General features: G+C 45.9%; 3 protein-coding genes. All 3 read left to right on the plus strand.

Annotated elements, in window-relative coordinates; genetic code table 11:
- Genes Q8W40_RS19510 through Q8W40_RS19520 form a run of 3 tightly spaced genes read left to right on the plus strand, consistent with a single transcriptional unit; the run spans position 1 to position 26,601 of the window.
- The gene (locus Q8W40_RS19510; RefSeq protein ID WP_305399561.1) at positions 1 to 5,211 is read left to right on the plus strand and encodes a non-ribosomal peptide synthetase; all 5,211 of its coding nucleotides are present in this window, start codon (positions 1 to 3) and stop codon (positions 5,209 to 5,211) included.
- Positions 5,211 to 17,417 (plus strand): non-ribosomal peptide synthetase, encoded by a 12,207-nt coding sequence (locus tag Q8W40_RS19515; protein ID WP_305399563.1) that lies wholly within the window; start codon positions 5,211 to 5,213, stop codon positions 17,415 to 17,417. Before Q8W40_RS19510 ends, Q8W40_RS19515 begins: the two co-directional genes overlap by 1 nt.
- Entirely contained in the window at positions 17,410 to 26,601 is a 9,192-nt protein-coding gene (locus Q8W40_RS19520) for a non-ribosomal peptide synthetase (RefSeq protein ID WP_305399564.1), read from the plus strand. Before Q8W40_RS19515 ends, Q8W40_RS19520 begins: the two co-directional genes overlap by 8 nt.
- The last annotated feature ends 93 nt before the right edge of the window (positions 26,602 to 26,694 follow it).

Consider the following 26,694-nt stretch of genomic DNA (forward strand, 5'->3'; position numbering starts at 1 on the left):
ATGACTTCAAACGATAAAAAAAACAAAAAATCCATAACTGACTCAATTGTAAGTAAATTTAAAGATAACGTACGTCTTTCTCCTGATTCCCCTGCCTTAGATGATAATGTTGAATTTTTAACCTATGCACAGGTTGATGTTCTTAGCAACAATGTTGCCTATCACATTAGCTTGATACAAAACGAATCGTCGGGTTCTGTGTTGTCTGTTGGTGTTTCAATTGAGCGTGGAAATGACATGATCATTGCCATGCTCGGTGTCCTTAAAGCTGGGGCAATCTATGTACCTATCGACCCCAACCAGCCAGCAGACAGAAAGCGCTATATGTATGAAAACGCGAACTGCGACTATCTGATTTGCGATGAAGACAATACATTTAGTGACCTCTCCAATCACTGCGATGACCCATATGTGAAAAGAGGATTAATTAAAAACTTAAGAGTGACAGAAGCCCCTTCGTCTGCAGATGCTCGTTCTCCAAAAGTTCATGATGTGGCGTGCATTCTTCATACTTCTGGATCAACAGGAGTACCAAAAGGCGCGGCATTAACGCATCTTGGTTTACTCAATACCAGTTTTTCACTCAGCGAAAAGATGAGGCTTGATGCCACTTCCACTGTCCTCCATTACGCATCGTTAGGGTTTGATTCTGCGACACTTGAATGGCTGCTGGCTCTGACTAACGGCGCTCAATTAGTGATCATTCCAGATGATGACCGCACAGCACCGGATGCGTTGGCAGAATTTGTAGCTCGAAAGCATGTTACGCACGCAATTTTTCCTTCAACTATGTTGCCATACTTGGACATCAACCGTTCATACGCATTAAAAGCCATGGCATCTGTTGGAGATGTTGCCGACCCAAGCTTGTTGTGGCAATGGACCCAAAAGTGCAGCGTATTTAATGGCTATGGTCCGATGGAAATGTCGATTTGTACCTCGTTACATTCCGTGCAGGATGCCGAGCCAATCACCTTGGGCAAGCCAATTGACCGAACCGAAGTTTTGGTTGTTGGGGATAGTGGCGCTCCCGTTGATACGGGTAAATTAGGTGAGCTCTGGGCAACTGGGGTGGGGTTATCTTTAGGCTATATAAACAACCCGAGTCAGACCGCCAAGTCGTTTGAACAACGTCAAGATGGAAGGACTTGGTATAAAACCGGCGACTTAGTGAAGTTGGACTCGAAGGGGGAGCTGCATTTCGTTGGGCGAAAAGATCATCAAGTTAAAATTCGTGGTAATAGAGTGGAACTGGAAGAGATCGAGCAAAGCCTCAAGTCGCTTCAAACGGTAGAAAACGCGTGTGTTGTGGTCAAGCAAGACGCAGGTGGCAATAAGTATCTGGCGGCGTTTATCTCCGGAAACGAAAAAGTCACAGGTGATGAAACCTATCATGTGCGCCAGCAACTAACCGACATGTTGCCTGAAAGCCATTTACCAAGATTGATTCAATGGTTGGACTCCATGCCACTAACGGCAAACTTGAAAGTCGACCGCTTGGCTATTCATAACATTCATCTTGCTGATTCAAAAGAGGTTGTCACGCAGAATGATAATGTTCTGAAAGCATTGTTTGTATCAGAACTTGGGGGGGTAGATTTAGCCGATGATGATCATTTCTATCAGAAAGGGGGCGACTCGATTGCATCCATTCGGTTGATCAACCAAATAAACCGAGTTTTCAATTGTAACCTGAGCATGCGTGAGTTTAGGGAAAACCCAACCATTTCAGGGATTGAGAATCTTATCTCTGCGAAGGGTTTTACCCCTAAAGCCAGTGCCAATTCAAAAACCAGTGCTAATTCAAAAACCGAAGCTATTTCAAAAGCTTTAGTTCAACACCAAAACAGACCAGAAATGTTCGATTTATCAAGCCAACAGTTAGTGGCTTGGTATATGTCCAAGCAGCAACCGGAGAGTAAAGCCTACCTCGCGGAAGCGGCGATTCATTTTTCGGGTGAATTGAACATTCATGCGTTGGAAAAATCGCTCAACGCCTTGTTTGCTCGTCATGACATCTATCGAACCATTTTCAACGATGAATCTGGTGAACCTATGCAAACTGTGCTGCCCAGTTTCGAAATGAAGCTCAAGGTAATTGAAGCCGAATCGGTCATAGAGCACGCTGAAGCTGGCTCAAATGGCAGCATAGTCCTAGATAAAAAAGCCGTTATTGACAGTGTGTTGACTCAAGAACTGCCATGTATTTCCGATCTTTCAACGCTACCTCTTGCCGAGTTCGTATTAATCCGATTTAGCCCTATCGATCACGTGCTGTTGCACCAAGAGCATCATATTATTCACGACGGTTGGAGCGGCAGTGAATTTACTCGGGAAATGATGGAAGCGTACCGCGCTTACTCATATGGTGAGGAATCTAGCGATGCAAAATGGACGCCAGAACCTGTCGCGCAATATTATGATTTTCATGTGGCGCAACAGGCATGGTTAGAGTCGAAAGAAGCAACCGAGCAGCTGGATTACTGGAAAGGTAAGCTAGAAGGCAGCCCTCAAGGGGTCGCGCTATTTGGCAAGCAATCCCATTCCCTCGGTTTTTCTGGTGGTCATCAAAAAATGATGTTTACCAAAGCCCAGTGGGCATCAATGGAACATCGATGTCAGCAGCTCGGCATGACGCCATTCGCTTTTACTTCCGCTGTGCTTTATCTCTGTATGTGGCGATATTCAGGTCAACAAGACCTCACATTTGGCTCTGCTTTTGCTAACCGAAATTGGCGAGATTCTCACGGTACCCTCGGCATGTTGGTGAACACATTGGTGCTTCGACAGGCTATGGATTCGACGCAGTGCGTTTCTGACTTTCTTGCCGAGACCCAACGTGTGATTGATGAGGCGCAAGACAACCAAGAGCTGCCGTTCACAAAAATAGTGGAAGCGTTAAACCCAGATAGATCTTCCGTCAGTAATCCGTTTTTTAATGTTCTTTTGGGCTTTCACGATACGCCTATCGATGTTGATACCATACCTGATCTGGACTGGTACAAAGATGAAACCATGATTTCGGAAACCTCTAAGTTCGACTTAGATTGTTTGGTTGTGCCGCGTGGCGAGTCGTTCAATCAAGACGGTGAGGTTCATTTTTTGTGGGAATATCGGAGCGATGTGTATTCACCCGAAGAAATCGCCGTATTTTTGGAAAGCTTCCATGGCTTGTTTTTACAGCTGAGTGAAAGCTATGAATCCATGGCATCACAGCTCTTATCTTCTGTATCGGCGATAACACCTAATCAATCTAAGTGCTTGGTTGAGGGCTGGGGTGTTGGCGGTGCGCTATCTCACCCTGTTCGACACAAATACGCCAAATCGAGCATCGCCGCTTTGATTGAAAAGGGGGGGCAGAACTTCCCACAAAAAGTGGCACTGAGTACGAATAATCAAAAAATTACCTACGCTGAACTGGATAGAACGGCAAGCCAAATTGCCATTGATATGGATGCTCTGGGTATTGTACCTGGTGAACGAGTTGGTATTTCAGCAGGTCGATCCATTGAGCTGGTGGCATCCATGCTTGCGGTGTTTAAGTTAGGCGGTTGTGCGGTGGTTATAGACCCGAGTTTACCGCGTCAGCGTCAGGCATTTATGGCGCAAGATGCCAATATTTCGATACTGCTTTTTGATGGACGTGGTTCGGTTCATCAAGACAACAATGAAGCCGTTGGATCGTTAGCACCACTCACGCTGGACATTGCCCAGTGCTTTGGCATTGATAGTACCAGCCGTGTTTGGCGAACCCCTATTTTTGAAGACATTCTCAGTGCTTACGTGTTGTACACATCTGGCTCTACTGGCGTTCCAAAAGGCGTCGAGGTGACGCAATCATCGCTTCACAATGAATGTTGCTGGCACATTGACCAATTCAAATTGAACGAAGATAGTATCGGAACGAGCCTTGCTTTTGCTGGGTTTGATGCCTTTTTAGCCGAGGTTTTTCCACTGCTTATGTCCGCTGGGCACGTGGTTTTGATTGAAGATAAAGATCGAGATAACCTCACAGCGTTATCCGATTGCATGAACAGCCACAACGTCACTCATAGCTGTTTACCGACAGGGTTACTTGAAGCTGCTTGTGCCAGCCAGTTTAAATGGCCAAGCTCGCTTAAAAATCTACTGGTTGGTGGGGACGTACTTGGTAATGTTGTGTTTCCAGAAGGGTTTGATGCCAGCTTTTATAATCTGTATGGCCCTACAGAAACGACCATCGACGCGACGTTCGCCAAGCTTACTCCTAAAACAGGGGGCGATGATGAATTGGAGTCGTTAGCACCGCCGATAGGGCGCCCTATCGCCAATGCTTTTGCGGCAGTGATTATCGATGGCGATATAGCACCTATTGGCGTTCCCGGAGAATTGTTCATGGGGGGCGCTGGCATAGCCAATGGTTATCTTAATCAAGCGGAATTAACCCAAGAACGCTTTTCCCTAGGGGATGTTTCGTTGTTTGCTTCGGATATTCGTTGGTACAAAACAGGGGATTTGGTTCGCTGGTTACCTAGCGGTGAACTTGAATATCTCGGGCGGTTGAATGATGAAGTTAAAGTTCGGGGTTATCGTGTTTCTTTAGGGGAAATTAGCGCTCAACTTTTGCAACTTGAAGAGGTGGCGCAAGCTGCTGTGGTTGTTAGGCAAGGTGCAATATACGCTTATGTAACCTTAACGGATCATGATGCGATTGCATGGAAAAGTAACAGCACCAAGTATGAACGCCAGCTAGCAAGAAAAGTGCGCGTGTCTCTTAAAAAGACCCTACCTGAATACATGCGCCCCGGTGCCACTCTGATCTTAGATTCCCTTCCACTTACTGAACAAGGCAAGCTTGATAAACGTCGTTTGCCTTCACCGTTTGAAGAAGAAACCACCTTTGAGAGTGCCAGCGGCGCTATGGAAGAGGCCATTCTCGCTATCTGGCTGGAATGTTTAGAGCTGCCTTCGCTCAGTGTTACCGACAACTTTTTCTCGATTGGAGGGCATTCGCTTTTGGCCATGCGGATTATTGCTCGTATCCGAATGGAGCAAGGGGTCGAGCTTCAAATGAGTGACTTTTTTGAATTCAGCACGGTACGTGAATTGGCGAGTTACATTGAGAGCATTCTCGCGGTTCAAGACCACGGGTTCTCTAGCATCTCTGGAAGTGGGGTTGACATTGAAGGCGAAGGATCCGATTCCGAATTCTTGGAAGAGGGCGAAATCTAATGGCTCACGAATTGATTCGGCTAGCGAAATCGCAGGGTGTACACCTTTATCTGGATAACGGCGCCTTAAAATACAAAGCCAAAAATGGTTTGAGCAAAGAATTAGCGACGGCATTGCGCAGCAGTAAATCCGAAGTGATTGCGTTTTTGCAGCAACACACAAAGCAAAGCACCAGTATCCCAAAGAAAGAAGCCAACAGGTTGCGATTCCCTTTAACGTCTGCGCAGCAACGGCTATTTTACTTAGAAACGTTATACGGAGATAAAGCACCTTACAATATGGCGACAGCGTTTCGAATGAGTGGTAAGCCAAGCATTGAGAAGCTGGAAAACGCTATTAATGCCATTATCGAAAAGCATCAGGTGCTCAAAGCGCAATTCCAGATTACGGATGGCATCCCTGAACAGGTGATATCGCCTGACGTTCTATTCACTATTTCTGAATGTCCTGATACACCAAGCATTTCCAATGCTGTAACAGATGAGGAATGGATGGCGGAAGAGGCAAGCCGACCATTTATCTTATCTGAAGCCCCTTTATTCAGAGTGAGCACAAAAGCCAGTTCAAACTCGAATTGCACTCTGATCCTGTTTGTATTCCATCATATTGTGTTTGACGGTTTGTCTTACCGGCTTTTTTTCAATGCTCTTAATGAGTATTTGTCTACAGGGAAGATTGAACAAGTTGTAGATTATCAATACGGCGATTATGCTGCATGGCAACAAACTGAGGGTAATACGGCTTTAAAAGCCGGAGAAGCGTATTGGTTTAAGCAAATGAAAGGTGTTGAAGAGCTCAACAGTTTAACCCCTGATTTTCCGCGCCCCGATACGCCTGAATTTTCGGGCACGATTAGCCGGCAAATTCTGGATAAACATTTAACCGCGACACTCAGAGCCTTTGCCCAGCAACAAGGAGCTTCGTTATTTACGTTACTTCAAACGTTTTTCTCACTGTTGATAGGGCGCTTGACAGAGCGATCCGATGTTGTAACGGGTACGCCAGTCGCTGGTCGTCAAGTGTCCGGTTCAGAACAACTTATTGGCTTTTTTGTTAACACCTTAGCCCTTCGTTTTAATCTCGACGATGATCATACCTTTCTGAGTTTACTCAAGCATTCAAAAACCAAAATAGCGGAAGCGTTTCGCCATCAAGATGTGCCATTCGAGCGCATTGTTCAACAGCTAGGGCATGAGAGAAGAAGCGGCTTTTCACCCATTTTACAAGTGCTGTTTGCGTTGCACGAGGAAGGAGAGTTTCAACTCGATATCGATGGTATTCCGTGTGAAAACGTGGTGGTAGAGCGCAGCAACATCAACTTCGAACTTGAACTTCACATCATGGACAAAGGGGAGGTGTTGGAGGCGACGTGGGTGTTTGCTGATAACCTTTTCCATGAAACTACCATCACATCGCTGCAAGAAGCGTTGAATGCACTGATTCAAGGCGTATTGGCTTACCCTGAATCCGATATTTATCGATTACCGTTGATTTCGCTGAAAGCCGAGCAAACCATCGCGTCTTGGAATCAAACTGATAGGGACTACCCGCTAGACAAAACGTTTGTCACGCTGTTTGAAGAACAAGTCGCCAAAACTCCCGATAGCGTTGCGTGCGAATGGTCTAATGCCAATGGAGGCGTTGAAAGCCTCAGCTATCACGCGTTAAACGAAAAAGCCAACCGCCTTGCAAGCTACTTGATTGATAAAGGTGTGAAATACGATCAATGTGTCGGCCTGATTGATGCTTGGTCCCATACGTCTTTGGTTGGTATTTTGGGAATATTAAAAAGTGGTGCCGCGTATTTACCGCTGGATCCTAATCACCCAGAGCAGCGCTTGAATCAAATATTGTCTTTGGCGTCTGTCGAAGTGCTGCTGGTGGCAGGCTCCTTTGAATTAGATAGAGCAACAGCTCAATCCGTTCATACAGTGGTGGATTTAAGTGACCCCGATTTTTGGGCCGAGCTTTCCACAACTTCACAGTCAGACCCGTTTGTTCACACAAACCCTAGTGAACGGGGAATCGCGTCGCAGCCAGACCATCTTGCGTATGTGATTTATACGTCCGGCTCCACAGGTGTTCCAAAAGGCGTGATGGTTGAACACAAAAACGTTTCGAACTTTCTGTTTTCATTGCAGGACACAGTCGAGTTGGAATCAACGGATGTCGTCGCGTCCATTGCGCCACCCGCGTTTGATATCCACGTAACGGAAATGTATTTACCGCTAATGTTGGGCGCAAAAGTTGTGCTGCTGAATTGGGAGCAAACGCGCGCTCCTTCTTCTATCGCACAATGCCAGCAGCAACACAGCATAAGTATGATGCAGGGGACACCTTCAACATGGCAAATGCTGATCGACGACGGTTGGAAGCCATACGATGGCTTGAAAATGCTGACGGGTGGTGATGCACTTGGCAGGCAGCTTCACGATAAGCTATTGAGCAGTGGAAGCACGGCTCGATTTTACAACTTGTACGGACCAACGGAAACCACGGTCTATTGTTCCGGCAACGAAGCGTTTCTTGATAACCCACGCATCCACGTTGGGCGCGCATTTCCGAACAACCATTACTATGTTCTAGATGATTTTCATCAACACCGCCCTATTGGTTGCATTGGCGAAGTGTATCTTTCTGGTGACAACGTCACAAGAGGGTATCTCGGGCAGCCAGAACTCACGACTGAAAAATACCGCATTGATCCTTTTCTAAAAGAAAAGCATCGCTTATACCAAACGGGTGATTTAGGAAGATGGTTGCCAGACGGGACCATCGAAATCGTTGGGCGTAAAGATTTCCAAGTAAAAGTGAATGGATTTCGAATTGAGCTGGGTGATATTGAGCATCAAATAAGGCAGCACTCAGACGTTGAACAAAGCCTAGTGACTGCGATACCTAAAAGCCGGATAACGGGCACTGAACCGTCAATAGGCGAGCCGCAGATATTGGTTGCCTACATCAAAAGCCAAGCCGATAGTCTTAAGCTAGAAGAAGCGTTGAAATCAAGGTTGGAACGGGCGCTTCCAAGGTACATGATGCCGAATTTCATTATGGTATTGCCTGAATTCCCACTAACGGACAACCGTAAAGTAGATCGGCGCGCGCTACCTCTTCCAACGTTTCACCTTCAATCCGAAAGCAAGGTACCCACATCGGAAACCGAGCGTTCGCTTTGTGCGATATGGTCGGAATTACTCGAACAAGATATTCAGAATATAGAGGCAAGCTTCTTTTCATTAGGAGGGCACTCTCTTCTCGCGATCAAAATGATCAGCCAAATTCAGGAGCATTTTGGTGTTCGCTTGTCACTTAAAGTGTTGTTTGACGCCCCCACAATTGAACAAATGGCAGAGGTTCTCGATGAGCAACTTATCAACTCGTCAGAGCAAGAGAGTAATGGTCATATACCCATTATTCCGATAGCTGCGACCAAGAGTGTTGCACCACTGTCATACTCTCAGCAACGCTTATGGGCGTTAGATTTACTTGAAGCAAAAGGGCGATTTTACGCGGTACCTTTAATTTATGATGTGGACGAAAACATAAATCATCAGGCACTTTATCAAGCCTGTCTGGCTTTGATTCAACGCCATCAAATACTCCAAACGGGGTATCAAGTGGTCGAAGGTTCAAACGGAGCTTCGAGTGCTGAACAAATCACGATGGGCGAAGACGCATTCCAGTTTTTTACTGAAGATGTTACTGAGCAAACCGAGCAGAAAAAAGAGCAAGCGCTAGGTGAGTTCGAAAGGAAGATGGTTGATACGCCTTTTGAATTGGCTAAAGGCGAAGTATTCAGAGTTGGGTTAGCTAAGCTAGGAGAGCGTAAAAGTCGCTTATTTATAGTGGTTCACCATATCGCGACAGACGGCTTATCTTTATCGATACTGCTCAACGAACTTCAGCACTATTATCTCTCATTTTGTTCTAACCATTCGAGCGAAGATTTGAAGCCGTTACCATTGCAATACCGCGATTATGCGGCTTGGCAACGGGAACAATACGGTCATGAAAGCTGTCTTCAACATCGTTTAGAAGCCTATTGGGAACAACGGCTAAAAGACTCCCCAGAACAGCACGCTCTGCCACTCGATTTTGCGCGCCCAGAAACACCAACTTACCAAGGTAAAGCGTTCAAACGTTCCTTGGGGGAGGAATTGTCAGCGAATCTTACTTCCACGGCTAAGCAACACTGCACGACGTTGTTTAACGTTATTTATAGTGCTTTCTCTGTTTTTCTGACACGCTACTCTGGAGTTGAAGAGATCGTTATAGGGACGCCCGTTGCAAACCGTGAGCGAAAAGAGTTAGACGACTTGATCGGCTTTTTTGTGAATAACCTGCCGCTTCGCGCAAAGGTGGAACCATCCGATAGTTTTGAGTCCTTACTCAAGCGAAATCATCAACACATTTTGCAAGATTTTGAGCATCAATCTTTGCCATTTGAACACATGATCTCGCTAGTTAATCATCGCCGTCAGCTCAATTGTCCTCCAATCTTCCAAGTTATGCTTTCCATGGAGCAAGAAAGCCATGAGACCATTGATTTTGGTTTCACTCAGGCAGCGGCAGTATCCCCAAATTCTACTGAGGCTAGGTTTGATTTAACGTTGGGCGTTAGACAGTCCTCAGATGGGATTGCACTCTCTTGGAACTTCTCCAGTGATATTTTTGAGCAGGTGACGATAGAGTCAATGGCCGTGAGTTTTGAAACATTGATTTCCAAGCTCGTTGCAGAACCTAAATCCGAGGTGAAAACACACGCCCTTGCTGATTGGAGCGTGTTCGACATAGAAGCCGATAACGTAAAATCAGACGACCAATCTACGACGTTATTGGCATTGTTCGACAAACAAGTAGCGCGTCATCCAAAGAGTATCGCGCTTGTGTGTGAAGAGCGTGAGATCAGTTTTGAGCGTTTGGATGCACTGGCAAATCGGGTAGCGAATATGCTCGCTAGCAAAGGTGTGAAGCCGGAAGATCCGATAGCCATTGTGCTGGACCGCTCGCCAGAGATGATCATTGCCATGCTTGGTGTTGTAAAAGCAGGTGGCGCGTATGTGCCGCTGGACAGCAACCAACCGAGTCAAAGACTGAACCAAATTATTGAAGACAGCGGAGCACAATTTGTTCTGACGTCGATAAAGCTTGCGAAAACCACCTTGTCTGAACTGTCGGATGAAAGGTTGATACCCATCGAGTCAGAATCGCTTTTGGGCGAGCGATCTAATGAGCAAAATCCTAGTGGACAGAGCTTTAATGAGCAGACAGGCGAGCGGATTAGTCGTTTATCTTCTAAACAATTACCTCATAAACAATTGTCCCCCAAACAGCTGGCGTACATCATTTATACCTCAGGGTCGACAGGACAACCGAAAGGGGTGATGGTCGAGCACCAAGGTGTGGCGAATTACATTCAAAACCAAAATGAGTACTTAAACCTGAGCGCATCGGAGATAAGCGACTCCGCTGGTTTTCTTTACTTAACCAATTTTGCGTTCGATACATCGGTAGCCAGTATTTGGGGAGCCCTAGCCAGTGGTCGTCCGCTGCATATCGTTTCGGAAGCGGAGCGCTTTGATATCGATAAGTTGCAAGCCAAACTCTATCAACCAGATCGTTATGCCGTGGTGTACATTCCTCCAGCGTTGCTAAAAGAGCTGGATGTGTCTGCGCAGGGGCAATTGATTCCACGAATGGTGGTGTCGGGGGAGGCAACAGATACCGATCTGATTCATTCATTAGTTAATCGAACACAGCTTTTCAATGAATACGGACCGACGGAAAACAGCGTATGTTCTACTGTTCATCGGTATGAAAAAGGCGATGCCGCAAATGTGATAGGGAAACCGATCGCAGGCGTTGGCTACGCACTATTGGATGATTCTTATCTCCCTGTACCGCAAGGTGCAAAAGGGCGCTTGTATTTGAGTGGAGCCGGTGTTGCGCGAGGGTATGTAGGTAAGGCTGAGCTGACAAAAGATAAGTTCAGGAAATTGGAAAACAGCGATACCGTTTATTACGACAGTGGCGACGTGGTTCGGTTGAATGCTCGGGGAGAGCTCGAATTCTTTGGGCGATCTGACAATCAAGTGAAAATTCGTGGGCACCGCGTAGAGCTGGGTGAAATCGAGCATTGTATCTCACGAGTTTCAGGCGTGAAATCGGCCAAAGTGCTGGCAGAAAAAAATGACAGAGGCGCGCTGGTTTTAAACGCTTACATTCAGTGGGATACGAGCTTAAATACGATGAACTCTGAGATGGAGTCAACACAAGATGTAAGCGCAGAGTTCTTATTCTCGGTAAGAAACCAGTTAGAACATACATTACCAGACTATATGATGCCCAGTGCTTGGGCTTTCGTGGATGTTTGGCCTCTTACTCCTAATGGGAAAATCGATCAAACCGCGTTGCCAAGCGCCAGACCCATTCAACGGGCTTCTCACTCTTTATCGTCAAATGATGCTGCTCAAAGTTCCTCCCCTAAAACACGGGTGGAACAAGTCATAGCCCAAGTATGGCAAAGGCTGCTTGGGTTGGAAAACATCGATGTGAATGACAACTTTTTTGCACTCGGGGGCGATTCTATCGTTGCTATGCAAAGTGTGTCGCGCTGTTCTTCGAAGGGAGTTCGCTACACAGTGCGTCAGTTATTTGAAGCGCCGACGGTCGTTGCATTGGCGGATATTGTTTCTATCCATGATGATAAAGCGTTAGAAGGTGAATTTTCATATTTAACCCCGTCTCTATCTGTTAGCGGTGAAATGCCGCTACTACCCGTTCAAAAAGAATTCTTTTTCCACGCCAAGAATGCAGAGAGCCCTCATCGATTCAACCAGTCTGTTCTGCTTGAGTTACATCAAGTGATAACCGATGAACATTACGTTTCGGTGGTGGAATCGTTAGTCAACAAACACGATGCGCTTAGGCTTTCTTTTCATTTGGATGATGACAATTCGAAGAGTGAAAACGCAGAAGTATGGCGGGCTACCCACCAAGAAATAACCGATGAGTGGTTACAACAGGCGTTAAGCGATATCGCGGTTCAGAGCCAAAGCGAACTTGCCGCTGTGTGCGATCGTGTCATTGATGAGCTGGATATCACACAAGGTCCGTTGTTCCGATTTGTAAAAATTGCCGACCGACCCACGAAAACCAACAAGCTGTTTGTGGTCGCCCACCACTTGGTTATTGATGGGGTATCTTGGCGAATTCTGTTGGATGACTTGCAAGCGTTGCTGCTCCATCCTGATGATTTCCGGCCTGCTAAAACCTTGTCGTTTTCTGCTTGGTCGCAGCGTAATCTCGAATGGATTACTGGTGATACAGGGGCGAAAGCAATCCCATATTGGAGAAAGGTAGAAGCCTCGATTAAGCCGCGTTTCAGTTCTTCACAAGCTCCAGTGATGGCGCACATTGAATTCGATATTGAGGCGAGCCAAACGCTAAAACTGACTCAATCTGCCCATCGTGCTTACGGAACCAATACTCAAGATATTCTTTTGGTTGCGTTACTTCTCAGTTTGGGCAGCGATACGGAATTTGGAGAAGATAAGATTGAAGAAGGAGGCAATGTAGGCAAGAGAGAAAATACGTCCCTTTCTATTGCCTTAGAGACGCACGGACGACATGCCGAGCACCTTTGCCTAAATGGGAAAAATGCCGATTTAAGTGAAACAGTCGGTTGGTTTACGTCCATTTACCCGATGAACTTGTCAGGGAATAGTACCCAAATATCCGATCTGATTTGCTCGATAAAAGAGCAAGTTCGCAGTGTGCCAGACAAAGGTGTGGGGCACAGTTTGCTAAAATCGTACACGAACTCGCTCGATAAGAACGCTGCTCAGCCAGACATATTGTTTAACTTTCTTGGTCAGTTTGGTGGCGATACAGCATCAGATTCGATTGGAAAAACTCAGACAGCCTTTTCAGTCGTATCGGGATTTAGAGTCGAAGACGGCTCGAAAGGGCACATGACGCCACGTGCGATGGCGTTTAACCTCCGAGTAAGGAACGGGGTTCTGTCGTTCGATTTGGACTACGACACGGGCTGTCTTTCTTACGAACAGGTCAGCGCGTTTTCCGTTCAATTTCAAAAACGACTCGCGCAGGTTATTGATCACTGTGTAGAGCAAGAAACGACTCGCCGCACTCCTTCCGATTTCCGCGCACCTGATTTACACCAAGTAGACATCGACACTTGGGAAACGGCACATAAAAACGTATCCCTTCCTTTGAATGATGTATATCCGGCAACGGGTATGCAGCAAGGCTTGCTGTTCCATAGTGAGCTGGAAAAAGATGCGTATGTTACCCAGCTTACTCTCACATTGGATAACGTTGATCCCGATATTCTCAAATTGGCATGGCAGGCTGTTATCAATCGACACGATATTTTAAAAACGTCGTTCGCGCTTTCAGAAGAAGGAACGCGATATCAGCGTGTTGCAAAAGAGGGGATACTGCGCTGGCAGCATACGAATCTAACCAGTCTTGGTGCAGGGAACGGTTGTGATGCGCAAAACAGCACCGGTGAATTAAAAGACAAAGTGGACGCCATTGAACATCAAGAAAAGTGGGAAGGTTTTGATGTGTCGTCACCAACGCTCACTAAGTTTCATTGGGTACAACTTTCAAAGGGTCAGGGAAAACTGATTTGGTCCACCCACCATGCCCTGTTGGATGGTTGGTGTCTCCCTATAATCGTGAGCGAGCTTCGAGCTTGCTATACGGCTAGCGAGAACGCTTCTACGCTGGTATTGCCGTCTGCCAAGCCCTATCGCCGCTATATTGATTGGTTACAAAATCAAGATCATCAACTTGCTCGGCAGTATTGGCGAGATCAACTCTCCCGTTTTGAAGAACCTACACCGCTGCCTTTAAAGTCGTTCTCGGAACACGCTAGTGAGTCTTTAGGCGCTAACAAGGGCGACCAAAGATTCAAAACATTGCCGTTGTCGTTGTCTTCACAACAAACCCAAGGGTTAGAACAACTAGCAAGAGAATCGGGATGCACTTTAAATACCGTACTTCAAGGTGCGTGGGCATTATTGCTGTCGACCTATTCTGGGTGCGAACAGGTGGTATTTGGCTCGACGGTTTCTGGTCGACCGGCATCACTGGCTGGTTCTGAAACCATGGTAGGGCTATTTATCAACACGGTGCCTGTAGTGGTTGATGTTGAACTCTCAGCTTCATTAAACCTCTGGCTACAAAAGTTGCACGTTCAAAATGCACAGTCTGAAGAGTTCAGTTTCTTGCCTTTGTTCGAGATTCAAGCGCAAGCAGGCAGTGCTTCTCAAGCCTTATTTGACAACATTTTGGTGGTTGAAAATTACCCTGTGAGCGATGAAGCAAGGAATGCCCAGCATGATGGAAGTTGGCAAATTTCCGCAGTTGGATCGGTAGAACACACCAATTATGGCATTTCGCTTCAAGCGTACAAATCTACGTCTACAGATAACGTAAACAACAAAACCTCTCTGCTGGAATTGTCTGCAACTTACGATTGCAGCAAATTTACCGATTGGCAGATGCGGCAGTTGGTTACACATTTAGAAAACGTGCTGCACGCCTTTTCAGGTAATTCGCACTCCGCATTGCGAGACATTCCAATGTTGGGTGAACAAGAACAGCATTACCTTTTACGCGAGTTGAATAACACGCAAACTGAGATCCCAACGCAATCGATTCATGAATGGGTGGAACATTTTGCGGCGAGCACGCCCAATAAAACCGCATTAATTGAAGGCGACAGGCGCTGGACATATCACGAGCTAAGTCTGGCTGCGGATAGGATTGCCCATCATTTGCAATCCAAAGGTATTCAAGAAAACGATCGCGTTGGTGTATGCGTTGAACGCTCGGCAGAGATGGTTTTGGCGGTACTGGCGGTATTAAAACTCGGGGCTTTGTATGTGCCGATGGACGCAAAATACCCAAGAGAACGCATTGAATTATTGGTTTCGTTGTCGGAAACACAATGCATTCTAACGGATGGAAATACGGAATTTCTCTCAAGCAATTCGCGCTACCACGTAATCGATATTTCCCCACAACACATGAATGAATGGGAACAGCCAAGCAGTTTTTGTAGTGTTAAACGCGATCTCGATGCCAGTGCGATGGTGATCTTTACGTCGGGTTCGACAGGGCAACCAAAGGGCGTGGAAGTGCCACATAGTGGCGTGGTTCGCTTATTGAAAAACACCAATTTCGTGTCGATTACTCCTGAAACCACAGTGGGGCAAGTGAGTAACTTCTCTTTCGATGCTTCTAGTTTTGATATCTGGGGGGCGCTCATCAATGGTGCAACCGTCGTGGTGTTAAAAGACGACGAAGTACAGGACGTAAACCGATTATCCGAGCAGATATCAACGCACAACATCAAGGTATTCTGCATGGCAACCGCGTTGATGAATCAATTAGTAGAGCTCAAACCGAATTTGTTTGCGAACGTAGAGTATCTTCTTTTTGGTGGTGAAGCCGTTAACGGGAAAACTATTGAATCGATATTTGAATACGGAAAACCTAAGCACCTTGTAAACGTTTACGGACCCGCGGAAAACTCCACGATATGTTCCACCTACGAGATCACCGAGCTTCGTTCTGATTACCCTATGGGTCGCGCAACGGCGAATTCCACTGCGTATGTTTTAAATCATCGTCAACAGTTGGTTCCATTAGGGCAAATGGGGGAGCTGTACGTAGGTGGGAAAGGATTGGCAAAAGGCTATTTTGGTCGAAGTGATTTAACTGCTGAACGTTTTGTTTATCAAGAGCTTGGTGCCAACCACATAGAACGCCTATACAGAACAGGCGATTTGGTGCGTTACAACCAAGAAGGTCAACTTGAATTTATTTCGCGCGTCGATCATCAGGTCAAAATTCGGGGGCAAAGACTCGAACTTTCAGAGGTTCAACTGCGAATATTAGCGAGCGATAGCGTAGAGGCTGCTTACGTTGGCACCCTAAATCAAGGTGCAGAAAAACAACTTTATGCAGCGGTTCAATTTGCAAAAGCTGAAGATTCAGAAACTAAACTAGCGCAACTTAAAGAGATTTTAGGATCCATATTACCCAATTTTATGGTGCCTACACTTTGGGTTACCGTGGAAGAAATACCGCTAACACCCAATGGAAAAATAGACGCTAAATCGTTGGCAACACTGGCCGAAAACTGCAATCAAAAACAAGTGAATACCGGTGCGCCAAGAGACGATGTGGAAATGACGCTATACCGGATATGGCGCGAGATTCTGTTAGAGAAAGAAATCGGAATACGCGATAACTTTTTCGATGTCGGGGGCTCTTCAATCGCTGCGATCAAAGTGATGCACTTTATTGATAAGCAGTTCGCAGTACGTATCCGAGTGTCGGAACTTATGAATCACCCAACCATTGAGGCATTAGGCGGATTGGTTCGTGCTGAGGCGTCCAATCAGCGTCAGTTATCCAATCAACGGCAGCCGTCGTCGAATTGGCCCCACGGTGTGATCGAGTTTCGACCTAGTCAAAATGGTAAGAATGTTATCTGTATTCACCCTGCGGGTGGTACAGCATTTGGTTACCTTTCATTCGCCAAAGCCATGCCTGAAGAATATGGTGTCTACGGTATTCAAGCGAAGGGTGTTGATACGGATGAAGATTTTTTATCTGATGTACAAGCCATGGCTCACTACTATTTAGATCAAGTTAAATCGCTGTTGGATAAGCCCCATGTGTTTGTTGGCGCTTCCTATGGTGGAATCGTGTCTTTTGAGATGGCGAGGGTAATGAAAGCGCGAGGATGTTCGTTCTCGACGGCGGTGGTTCTCGACAGCGAAGCTACTGAAAATAGAGCGGCGCTTGCCAAAATTCAACCCGTTTCGAATGAAGTGTTTCGTCAGAAACTCGTTACTTACAACGGCATGTATCCTGGCATTAAAGACCAACAAATTGAACGCTATCACCGCCTGTATAACCACCACCTGGATACATTAAAAAAACTGACTCTCGACGTGTCTAGCGCCCCAACGATCCTAGTATTGGCAACCGATGATAAAGACGAGGAGCACCTGCAGCTGATGCGAGATTTTTGGTCCGCTAAAGTCGCCGTGACCATCCAAGTGGAAACCATTCAGGGTGATCACTCGACGTTGCTGGAGCCACCTTATATTAATTCCGTCGCCCGTATGATCGAGAAGGAGCTTTCACATGATTGAGCAATTCATGCAGGTGGTGAAAGAACAGGGTAATCAAATCGCGGTTGAAGATGGGAGCCTGAGCCTTAGTTATTCAGAACTGGACTCGATTTCAAATGCGTTAGCGTCATCTTTGGCGAACATAGGCGTTCATGAAGGGGCACATGTAGGCTTGTGTTTGCCTCGCTCCGCAGAACTGATCGCTACTATGGTCGCGGTGATCAAACTAGGTGCTTGCTATGTTCCTATTGAACCGAGTATGCCCGTTAGCCGCAGACAAGCACTGTTTGAGCAATGCGATATTCGAACTGTGTTGAGTTATAGCGAGCAAATAGAAATATGGCGTTATGAAGAAGCGGAGATCAGTGTCGCAGAATTGTTCGACTTTAAGGCTGAGTTTAGCCACGCCTTATCGCAAGCTAAAAGTGGGGAACTAGTTGAATTCGAGACGTTTACAGCTTCGCCCGATACGCTGGCTTGCCTGTTTTTTACATCAGGTTCAACGGGGTTGCCGAAAGGTGTTTCCGTTCTAAACTCCGGTATTAAAAGTGTGGTTCATCAACCCAATTACGTGCCGCTGACATCTGGAAAACGCGTCGGTAATTTCGCGAATCCTTCATTTGATGCGTTAACGTTTGAAGTTTGGGGTGCTTTGCTAAACGGTGCTACGACCGTGGTATTCACGCAAGAAGAGATCAACGATCCTCAAGCCTTGGCACGCAAAATAGAACAGTCTGCGTTGGATGTCGCTTTTATGACGACGGGGCTGTTCAATCTTATGGTGTTGGAGTTCCCACAAAGCCTTGTGCACATCAAGCATCTATTGGTTGGTGGTGAAGCGTTTGTCGCCAGTAATGCCGCCCCGTTTTTCGATGCAGCGACGAGTGCTGGGTTTGAAGGTAGCGATTATCCCGCGTTATACAACGTTTATGGCCCTACTGAATGCACGACGTTTAGCGCATGCCATCGCCTGCAACCCGAAAGTGTCGAACAGTACATTCGTGATGCGAGAGTGCCAATAGGTAAGGGCATTAATCGTACTCAAGTCTATGTTGTGGTGGAACAAAACAGGTTAGCTCTGTCTGGTGAGGTGGGTGAGATCGCTATTTCGGGCCCTGCGCTGGCGCGAGGATATTACGGCGATGAAACCCGAAGCGCAGAACGGTTTGTGTATTTGCCTTGGTTAAAGGAACACGTTTACCTCAGTGGCGATCTGGGTATGCAAAACGAGCAAGGCGACATCGAGTTTTTGGGTCGGGCGGATCAACAAGTCAAAGTTCGAGGGCATCGGATTGAATTATCTGAAATCGAGCAATGTATTCAGTCTCATCCGGATGTGCTGCATGCTTCTTGTGTTTCTGTAAAGGAGCAAGAAACGGATATTTACGCGTATTTATCTCTGCATTCACAAGTGTCTAAAGAGACGTTGAGGCAACACATCCGCCAGTATTTACCGAGTTACATGGTGCCGCATCGTTTTTTTACTATCTCTCAAGCGCCTCTCAATAAAAACGGCAAGTTAGACAAACGTCGGCTCAGAGATATGGAGCACGTTGAACTCGTTAGTGAGCAAAGCACTGTACAATTTAGCGATCAGATTGATGTGCTTGCCCCGACGGTCGGTAAGCAATTTGTTTCCGTCGTTCGTGAGATGTTGAAGTTAGAAAGCAGCCCCAACCAAAATAGCCGCTTTTTAGAAAACAGCTTGGTCGAGAATGGTGGAGATTCGCTGAAAGCCATGCGAATTATTGCTCGTTTGAGAAAGCAATTATCGGGGAGCCTAGAGCTCAGTGTCGGCGACTTTATGGCGAGTACAAGCTTGATTCATCTGGCGACCGATATAGAACAGCAATATGCTGCGTTATCTGAATCGGAATCTGAAAAGAACTCAGAAAATTGGGATGAGTCGAGAGCGGAAACTCACTCGAATGTCTATTCAGCATCACCAGAACAAAGCCGCTTGGCGTTACTGCAATATTTAAATACCGATTCAACAGCTTACAATGCCCCTTTTGTTTTCACGCTCACTGGAAATGTGGATGTTGAAGCATTACAGAAGGCGTGGATAGGTGTTGTAAAACAACACGGTGCATTGAGAAGTCAATTTTCAACATCGAGTACAGGTGTCAAGGTCGAGGAATGCGAATTCCAAGATGAGATGGGTTCTTTGCGATACCAACTGCTGCCAGAACACCGCGTCAATAAAGCCATTAATGCTCGTGTGACTCAACGCTTTAACATTGAAGCTGCCCCGCTGTTTACGTCCGATTTAATCAAAGTAGATGGGAGTCAGCAGCAAGCTACTTATCATCTCGTTCTTTGTTTTCATCATTTAATTGTTGATGGGTGGAGCATCAATGTTCTACTGAATGATTTAAGCCGTGCGTATGAAGCATTCACATCGAATCAGGCGCTTAAAGTAGATAGAAAAGTTTCAAAATACCTTCATTTTAGCCAGCAAAGACAAGCGGCTATTACTGCAAGTTCTTATCAAAAGCATATGGAATTTTGGCGAAGTCAGCCGTTGAACGCGGTGCCGAGTTTATTTTCGTCACTATCTTTGGTGCACAAGCAAGTTGAACCTGATGGTGTGGTGAAAAAGACGTTCACGCCAAAAGAGTGGAGTGCACTAAAAAGCAACGCCCAAAATAGAGGTATGTCGCTGTTTAGTGCATTACTTGGCGTTTGGGGCTTAACGCTAAATCGATATTTTCATCAAGATCGCGTCGCGATAGCGTCCCCTGTGGCAAATCGAGAAGGTGGCAATTTTGAAAACTTGGTTGGTATGTGTGCGAATACCTGCCTTTTTAACATTGAGATGCCAATAGGGTTAGAAGTCAGCAAGTTTTTAAACAAAACGCATTATAACGTTACGCAAGTTCAGAAGCATCAGCAGGTGGATTTTGCGGATGTCGCGAGCATAGTGCAGCAGCGCTCAGTAAGTGGGGTAAGCGATGATGTTATTGAAAGTATGCTGGTTTTGGAAAATACCGACCCTAGTGTTCTCACCATCAAAGGGGCGGAGATAAACGCACAAACGTTGTTTAGTGGTGAAGCAAAATTTCCCATTACGTTGTTCGTGAATGACTGCGGTGACAATACGGAATTGGTGTTGGAATATCAGGGTAAAAAGATATCGAATGGGGCAGCCAATGCCATGGTGGCTTCATTTATGACCCTATCAACCCATTTATTCCAATCATTAGATCGAGCGATTCAACAGGTACCCTATTTGTCGCCATCTCAGTTGGCACAAGTTGCTGTATTCTCGGAACCTCAATTACAGGAGTATCAATCGAGCTCGCCTTCTCTACCTTGGCACCGCGTCGAGGATTGGTTTGCTTACCAAGCTTCTGTTTCGCCACACAATATTGCAGTGGAGATGGAAGGGCAGCAGCTCAGTTATCAAGCACTGGATGCGAAAAGTGAAAAGCTTGCTGTTGCCTTGCGTGCCCAATATCAACGAGCTCCAAGTGAGACGATTGTCGGGCTGAGCTTTTATCGGGGTATTGAGCTGGTAGTGGCGGTCATGGCTATTTTAAAGTCGGGCGCGGCGTATCTTCCCCTCGACCCTGATTACCCGAAGCAGCGTTTAAACACTATGTGTGAGTTAGCAAACCTCGATTTGCTGTTAACGGAAGAGGGCAATTTACATAGCTTTGTTCGCAATAGCACCTCTAATAAAAGCGAAGCCGATTCGATTTCTAGCCCTGTATATTGTCTGAATTCGAGTTTTGAGTTGAAGCCAGTCACTAACAAAGAATCGCACAAAGAGTCCCAGCAAAGCTCAGAACATATAGATGCTACTGCACCGCCAGAGGTGATTGAAAAACAAGGCAGCGACAGAGCCTATGTTATTTACACTTCGGGTTCTACCGGTGTCCCGAAAGGGGTAGAGATACCACACGATGCATTACTGAATTACCTTGACCATTGCGTAAATCATTATTTCGAAGACGCGCAAGTGAGCGCTGGCGTGGTGTCTTCTTCGGTAAATTTTGATGCAACAGTAACCACGTTACTTGCGCCTTTAGTGGCAGGAAAAACGGTGAAGCTGATACCGCAAGATGGGAATGATGTTCACTCGCTAGCCAGTACCATCAAAAATGCTACGGAGCCGATGGTATTCAAATTAACGCCAACCCACCTAAAAGCCCTGAATCATTACTTGAGAAATGAGCAAATAGAACTGGCACATCGCTTCGTAGTCGGCGGTGAAGCATTTGATACCGCTACTGCAAAGCAATGTCAGCGGTGGCTTCCTTCGGCGAAATTGATCAATGAATATGGTCCAACTGAAGCGACGGTCGGTTGTTCCACCTATGTATATCCGCCTCAAATGAATCAATATGATGATGCGGCTTTGCCAATCGGTCATCCTATTTGTGGGGTAAATCTTCATGTCCTAAATCGACACGCACAGCTCTGTGCCCAGAACGTGATTGGTGAAATACACATCAGTGGAAGTGGCGTCGCATTGGGGTACTTGAATCAAGGTGAAAAGACCCGAGAGCGTTTCGTTCATTTGGATATCAATGGTGCTATTCAGCGTTGTTATAAAACGGGTGATTTTGGTTACTGGAACACAAATGGAGAACTTATATTCTGCGGGCGAGAAGACGATCAAATTAAGCTTAATGGCTATCGAATTGAATTAGGTGACATCGAAGCCGCATTAGCGTTCGCTTTGCCTAATGTGCGCAGTGCTGTAGCGTTAAAACAAAGCGAAAACGCAATGCTGGTGGCGTATGTCGAACTCTGTGTAAAGCAGCTTGCGAACAAGCAGCAAGTTGTAATGGATGCGTTGGCTAAACAGCTACCAAGCCACATGATACCAAGCCACTTTTGTTCGGTGGATACTTTGCCTGAAACGCCGAATGGCAAGCTGGATCGCGATGCGCTTCCAACTCCCGATTTGGCAACAAAAATCAATAACGGTGAACAAGAAAAAGCACATTCAGAATCGCCACTAGTAAATCATTTGATTTCGATGTTCAGCCAACAAAATGGTGCTCAAGTTCATCCCAATACCCCATTTTTTGAATCCGGTTTTAACTCTTTAAATCTTATGAAAATGCATAGCCAATTGTTGCAAGATGAATGGCTTTGTTCTCAATTCCCTCCGATTAATCTGGTCGATCTTTTTGCTTATCCAAGTATCCGTAAATTGGCAGAATTTCTAATGCAAGAAGAGGCTTCTTGCGGTGAGTTCGAAAGTAATGAAAGCAATGAGCGTAAAGGAAGTGCTCAAACCAAAGAAAAGAGAAAAGCCGTTAACAGCGAGATAGAGAAAAGCCACGATATTGCGGTTATCGGTATGGCTGTGAACTTGCCAGCGGCGAGTGATTTATCGGAATTTTGGGAAGTCATAAAAAATGGCAAAGAGTGTATTGAGCGTATTCCATTAGATAAAAACCGCGAAAAGTTTGATGAGGAAAATTGGGTCTCCGTCCGTTCCAGTATGTTAGGTGTAACAGATTTCGACCCTGCTTACTTTGGTATTTCCGAGCACGACGCAAAGTTGATGGACCCCCAGCAGCGGCATGCATTAATGACTGCCGTTCATGCTTTAGAGAATGCAGGAATAGAGGAAAAGGTTGGTTCGAATGGTTCCGATATGGAACCCCATTCTTCTCTATCAAAAGATGCTCGAAAGATCGGCGTTTTCATGAGTGCGAGTGACAATACTTATGGTCCAGCCATTGCTAAACATGGTGAAGAAAAAATCGACCCATACCATTTATCACTATTGAACGAGAAAGATTTCATTGCCACACGTATTGCGTACCACCTTAATCTTTCTGGCCCAGCTATTACGGCTCAAACGGCTTGCTCTAGTTCTTTGGTAGCGATTCATCAGGCTTGTCAGCAAATTCAATTGGGGGATTGCGATATCGCGTTGGCTGGCGGTGTGAATGCTGATCTTGAGACTTTAGATGGCTACCCATTCAGGAAAGGGATGATTTTATCGGAAGATGGGCATTGCAAACCTTTTTCTAATCATGCGAGCGGTACGGTTCCAGCCAATGGCACAGGAGCGGTTGTACTCAAAAGGCTGGACTTAGCAAAGCAAGATGGCGACCGTATTTACTGTGTGGTGAAAGGCAGTGCCGTAAACAACGACGGTGGAAACAAAGTCAGCTTTTATGCTCCCTCTGTTCATGGTCAGCGCGATGTCATCGTTCAAGCCCAGCGAAATGCCCAAGTATTTTCCGAGCAAGTACAGTATGTAGAAGCGCACGGTACTGGTACTCCGTTGGGTGATCCCATTGAAGTGGAAGCTTTATCCGCCGCGTTTGAAGCAAACCGAAAGTCACCAGACACCAATGGGTTATGTCAGCTAGGATCCCTTAAAAGTCAGATGGGACATTTAGGCAGTGCGGCTGGAGTGGCTGGGTTCATTCGTACGGCTTTGTGCCTATATCACCAACATTACCCGGCAACACTTTGGTCGGACAGCCTAAATGAAGCCATTGATTTTAAAGCGGCTGGTTTTGCCTTGAGTACGCAAGCCTACACCTGGGAAGGTCGGAATAGATTCGCTGGTGTTAGCAGCTTTGGTATGGGAGGCACAAACGCGCATGTGATTCTTGGAGCTTTCGATGACGTCATTAATGGTGATCTCAAATGGGATAAGCTACCAACCACATTCAATACTAAATCGTACTTGAGTCCATATTACGCAAACCCCATTCAAACCAGTGAACTCCAGCACACGGTAGAACGAATTCGAGTGCCATTTGAACAGTGGTTTTTGGAAGAAAGCTGGCAGCGGGTTCTTCGAGTAAAACCGGTTAAAGGGGTAAACAATCAAACCCTCTTTATTGGCAAAAAAAGTGAGTATCGTGATGAGGTCATAGCCCATTATCAGCAGCAAGGTAATCAAGTCACTTACGTTTCTAACTCCGCAAACTTGCCAGCATGGTTGAACATTGAATCCAACGAGGTTGCGCAGCTAAATGTAGTCGTATTTAGCCAAAGTGATCATTCAGGGAGTGGTTCTATACAACCCCTGTGGCAACGAGTTGAGCTGGTTCAAGCCTTGCAATCTTGCAGTTCAACCACTGACATCCAAGTGATTTTCTTAAACTCAAACTCAGCAGAGGTGTTGGGAAACGAGCTGGTTAACCCTGATAGCGCTTTAATGAATGGTTTGGTTAAAACCATGACCATAGAAAACCCAAGTATGAATGGCTATTGTTTGGATGTGAGTGAAAGTGAGTCGTCATCTGATTTAGCGGCTTCTTTGACCCATCTATTCAGTTCATCGTGCGCCAGTTTAAGTCAGCCTAATGAGCCCTTTTTCGCCTTACGACACGGCTATTTATGGCAGCAAGCTTTTGTAGAATCGCTTATTGAATCAACAGAGTTAGATCCCCTAACAGAGCAAGATCTGTCTAAACAGAGCAGCGAATCCAACGTGTTTATTGTTACGGGTTCGAAAGGAGGCATTGGACGGCATTTAACCCAGCACCTTTTAGCGCAAGATAGCCAAAACGTGGTGATAGGACTATCTCGCTCAGCAAAGCAAGAACATATCCAGCAAGGTGTGAGGGAACAACACATCCAGTGCGACATCTCAAATGGTGCGCAATGGCAATCGCTGGTGGAACAAATTCACCAAACTTTTGGCTGTGTAAAAGGCATTATTCACGCCGCTGGGCTAGCTGGCGGTGCGATGATACACACGCTCAATGCCGATACCCTCCAACAAAACGTGGGCGCTAAAGTGCTAGGTGCTATTCAACTGGCTCATTCGATCGATACGTTGAAGCCGGAGTTTGTTTTGTATTGCTCGTCGATGTCTTCCATTTATCCTGTGGCTGGGCAAACCGATTACAACGCAGCAAATGCGTTTCTGAATCAGATGTCTTTTTGTCGAAGAGATTCAACAACACGGATGATTTCGGTTAATTTCCCGACATGGCTGCAAACGGGCATGGCAAAAGACGTCAATAAAACAGATTTTGCGATAACGCCACAAGAGGGGCTAATGGTTTTTGATAGGGTGATACATAGTCTTTTCGAAGGCTGTTTGTATGTGTCGCCTTTAAATCAGGTCGATGCGCGCAATTTCTTTCACTCGCTCAATCATCGAGACGTCCGTACTCGTAATGATAAAAACAGCGCCGAACAAAGCGGATATTCAAAGAATTCGATTGTCGAGGATACGAACAATAATCTAGACATTCGCCTTAAGCTAACAGCGTTATTTGCAGAAATGTTGGGGATGGAAGAGAGCGATATCGACCCCGATGTTTGCTTTTACGATTTAGGTGGTGATTCGTTAACTGTGCTCGATTTGTTGGATGTACTAAACGAATTATTCCCTGATGCTTTTACCCTGGTGCAACTGAATCAGAATGTCTCTATTGATTCGCTTACTCTTCATTTGGAAGCTGGTCTCCATCTAGAGAAAAACGGGCATTTAGAAAAGAACACCCATTTAGAAAGTAGCGATGAGTTAGAAAATAGCGGTGAGTCAGAAAAAGTCCGGCACGTAGACGTACTGATTCATCCGGTAGGCGGTGATGTGTCGGGTTACCGAAAGTGGCGAGAGTGTTACCCGAAAAGCAGAGAACTGATCGCTATTCGAGATCCATTATTGGAAGGAGGGGCGTCATTGAACACGATTCAAATGTGCGCTCAAGAGTATTGCGCTCAACTTTCTCCTCATCGAGTCAAACGCGTGATTGGTTGGTCTTTTGGTGCAGTAGTGGCGCAGGAAATGGTGAAGCAATTAGGTGACGATGTGGAGCTGGTTTTGATAGACCCTCCTGCACTTAACCATTCTGCACAACATCTTCCAGAGCTTGCCAACTCGGTTTTTGTTAAAGAAGTATTGCAACAATACCCTGAACTTAAAGGGCGATTGAACGAGCACAGTTCAGTGAATGACATTGTCGATGCCATGCATACAAATGGTAGTGAAGCACGCCAGTATTTGGAGCGCGTTGTTTCTGCTTGCCAGAAGAATGCCAATGCGTTGAGGCAATACAAACCTAGCAAAATTCACGTTAAGCAAGCTTGGTTGTTTGTAGCGTCGGAGCATTCTCAATCTGAAAAAATCGATGTCACAAAATCGTGGTTAACCATTCTTCCTGACATCAACATTCATGAGGTAAATGGAGATCATTACTCGATTTTGTGTGAAACGGGATCGCGTAATATGTTGACCATGATAGGGGAAAGCGCACCACATTAGGAGAAGCCTAAATGAAAACGCCCTGCTCAGTGAGAGGGCGTTTAGGTTTAAATGAACAGCAACCCGCAATTTAAATAGCGAATTATGTAAGTT

It is taken from the genome of Vibrio penaeicida (assembly GCF_030689305.1).
Classification (GTDB): domain Bacteria; phylum Pseudomonadota; class Gammaproteobacteria; order Enterobacterales; family Vibrionaceae; genus Vibrio; species Vibrio penaeicida_B.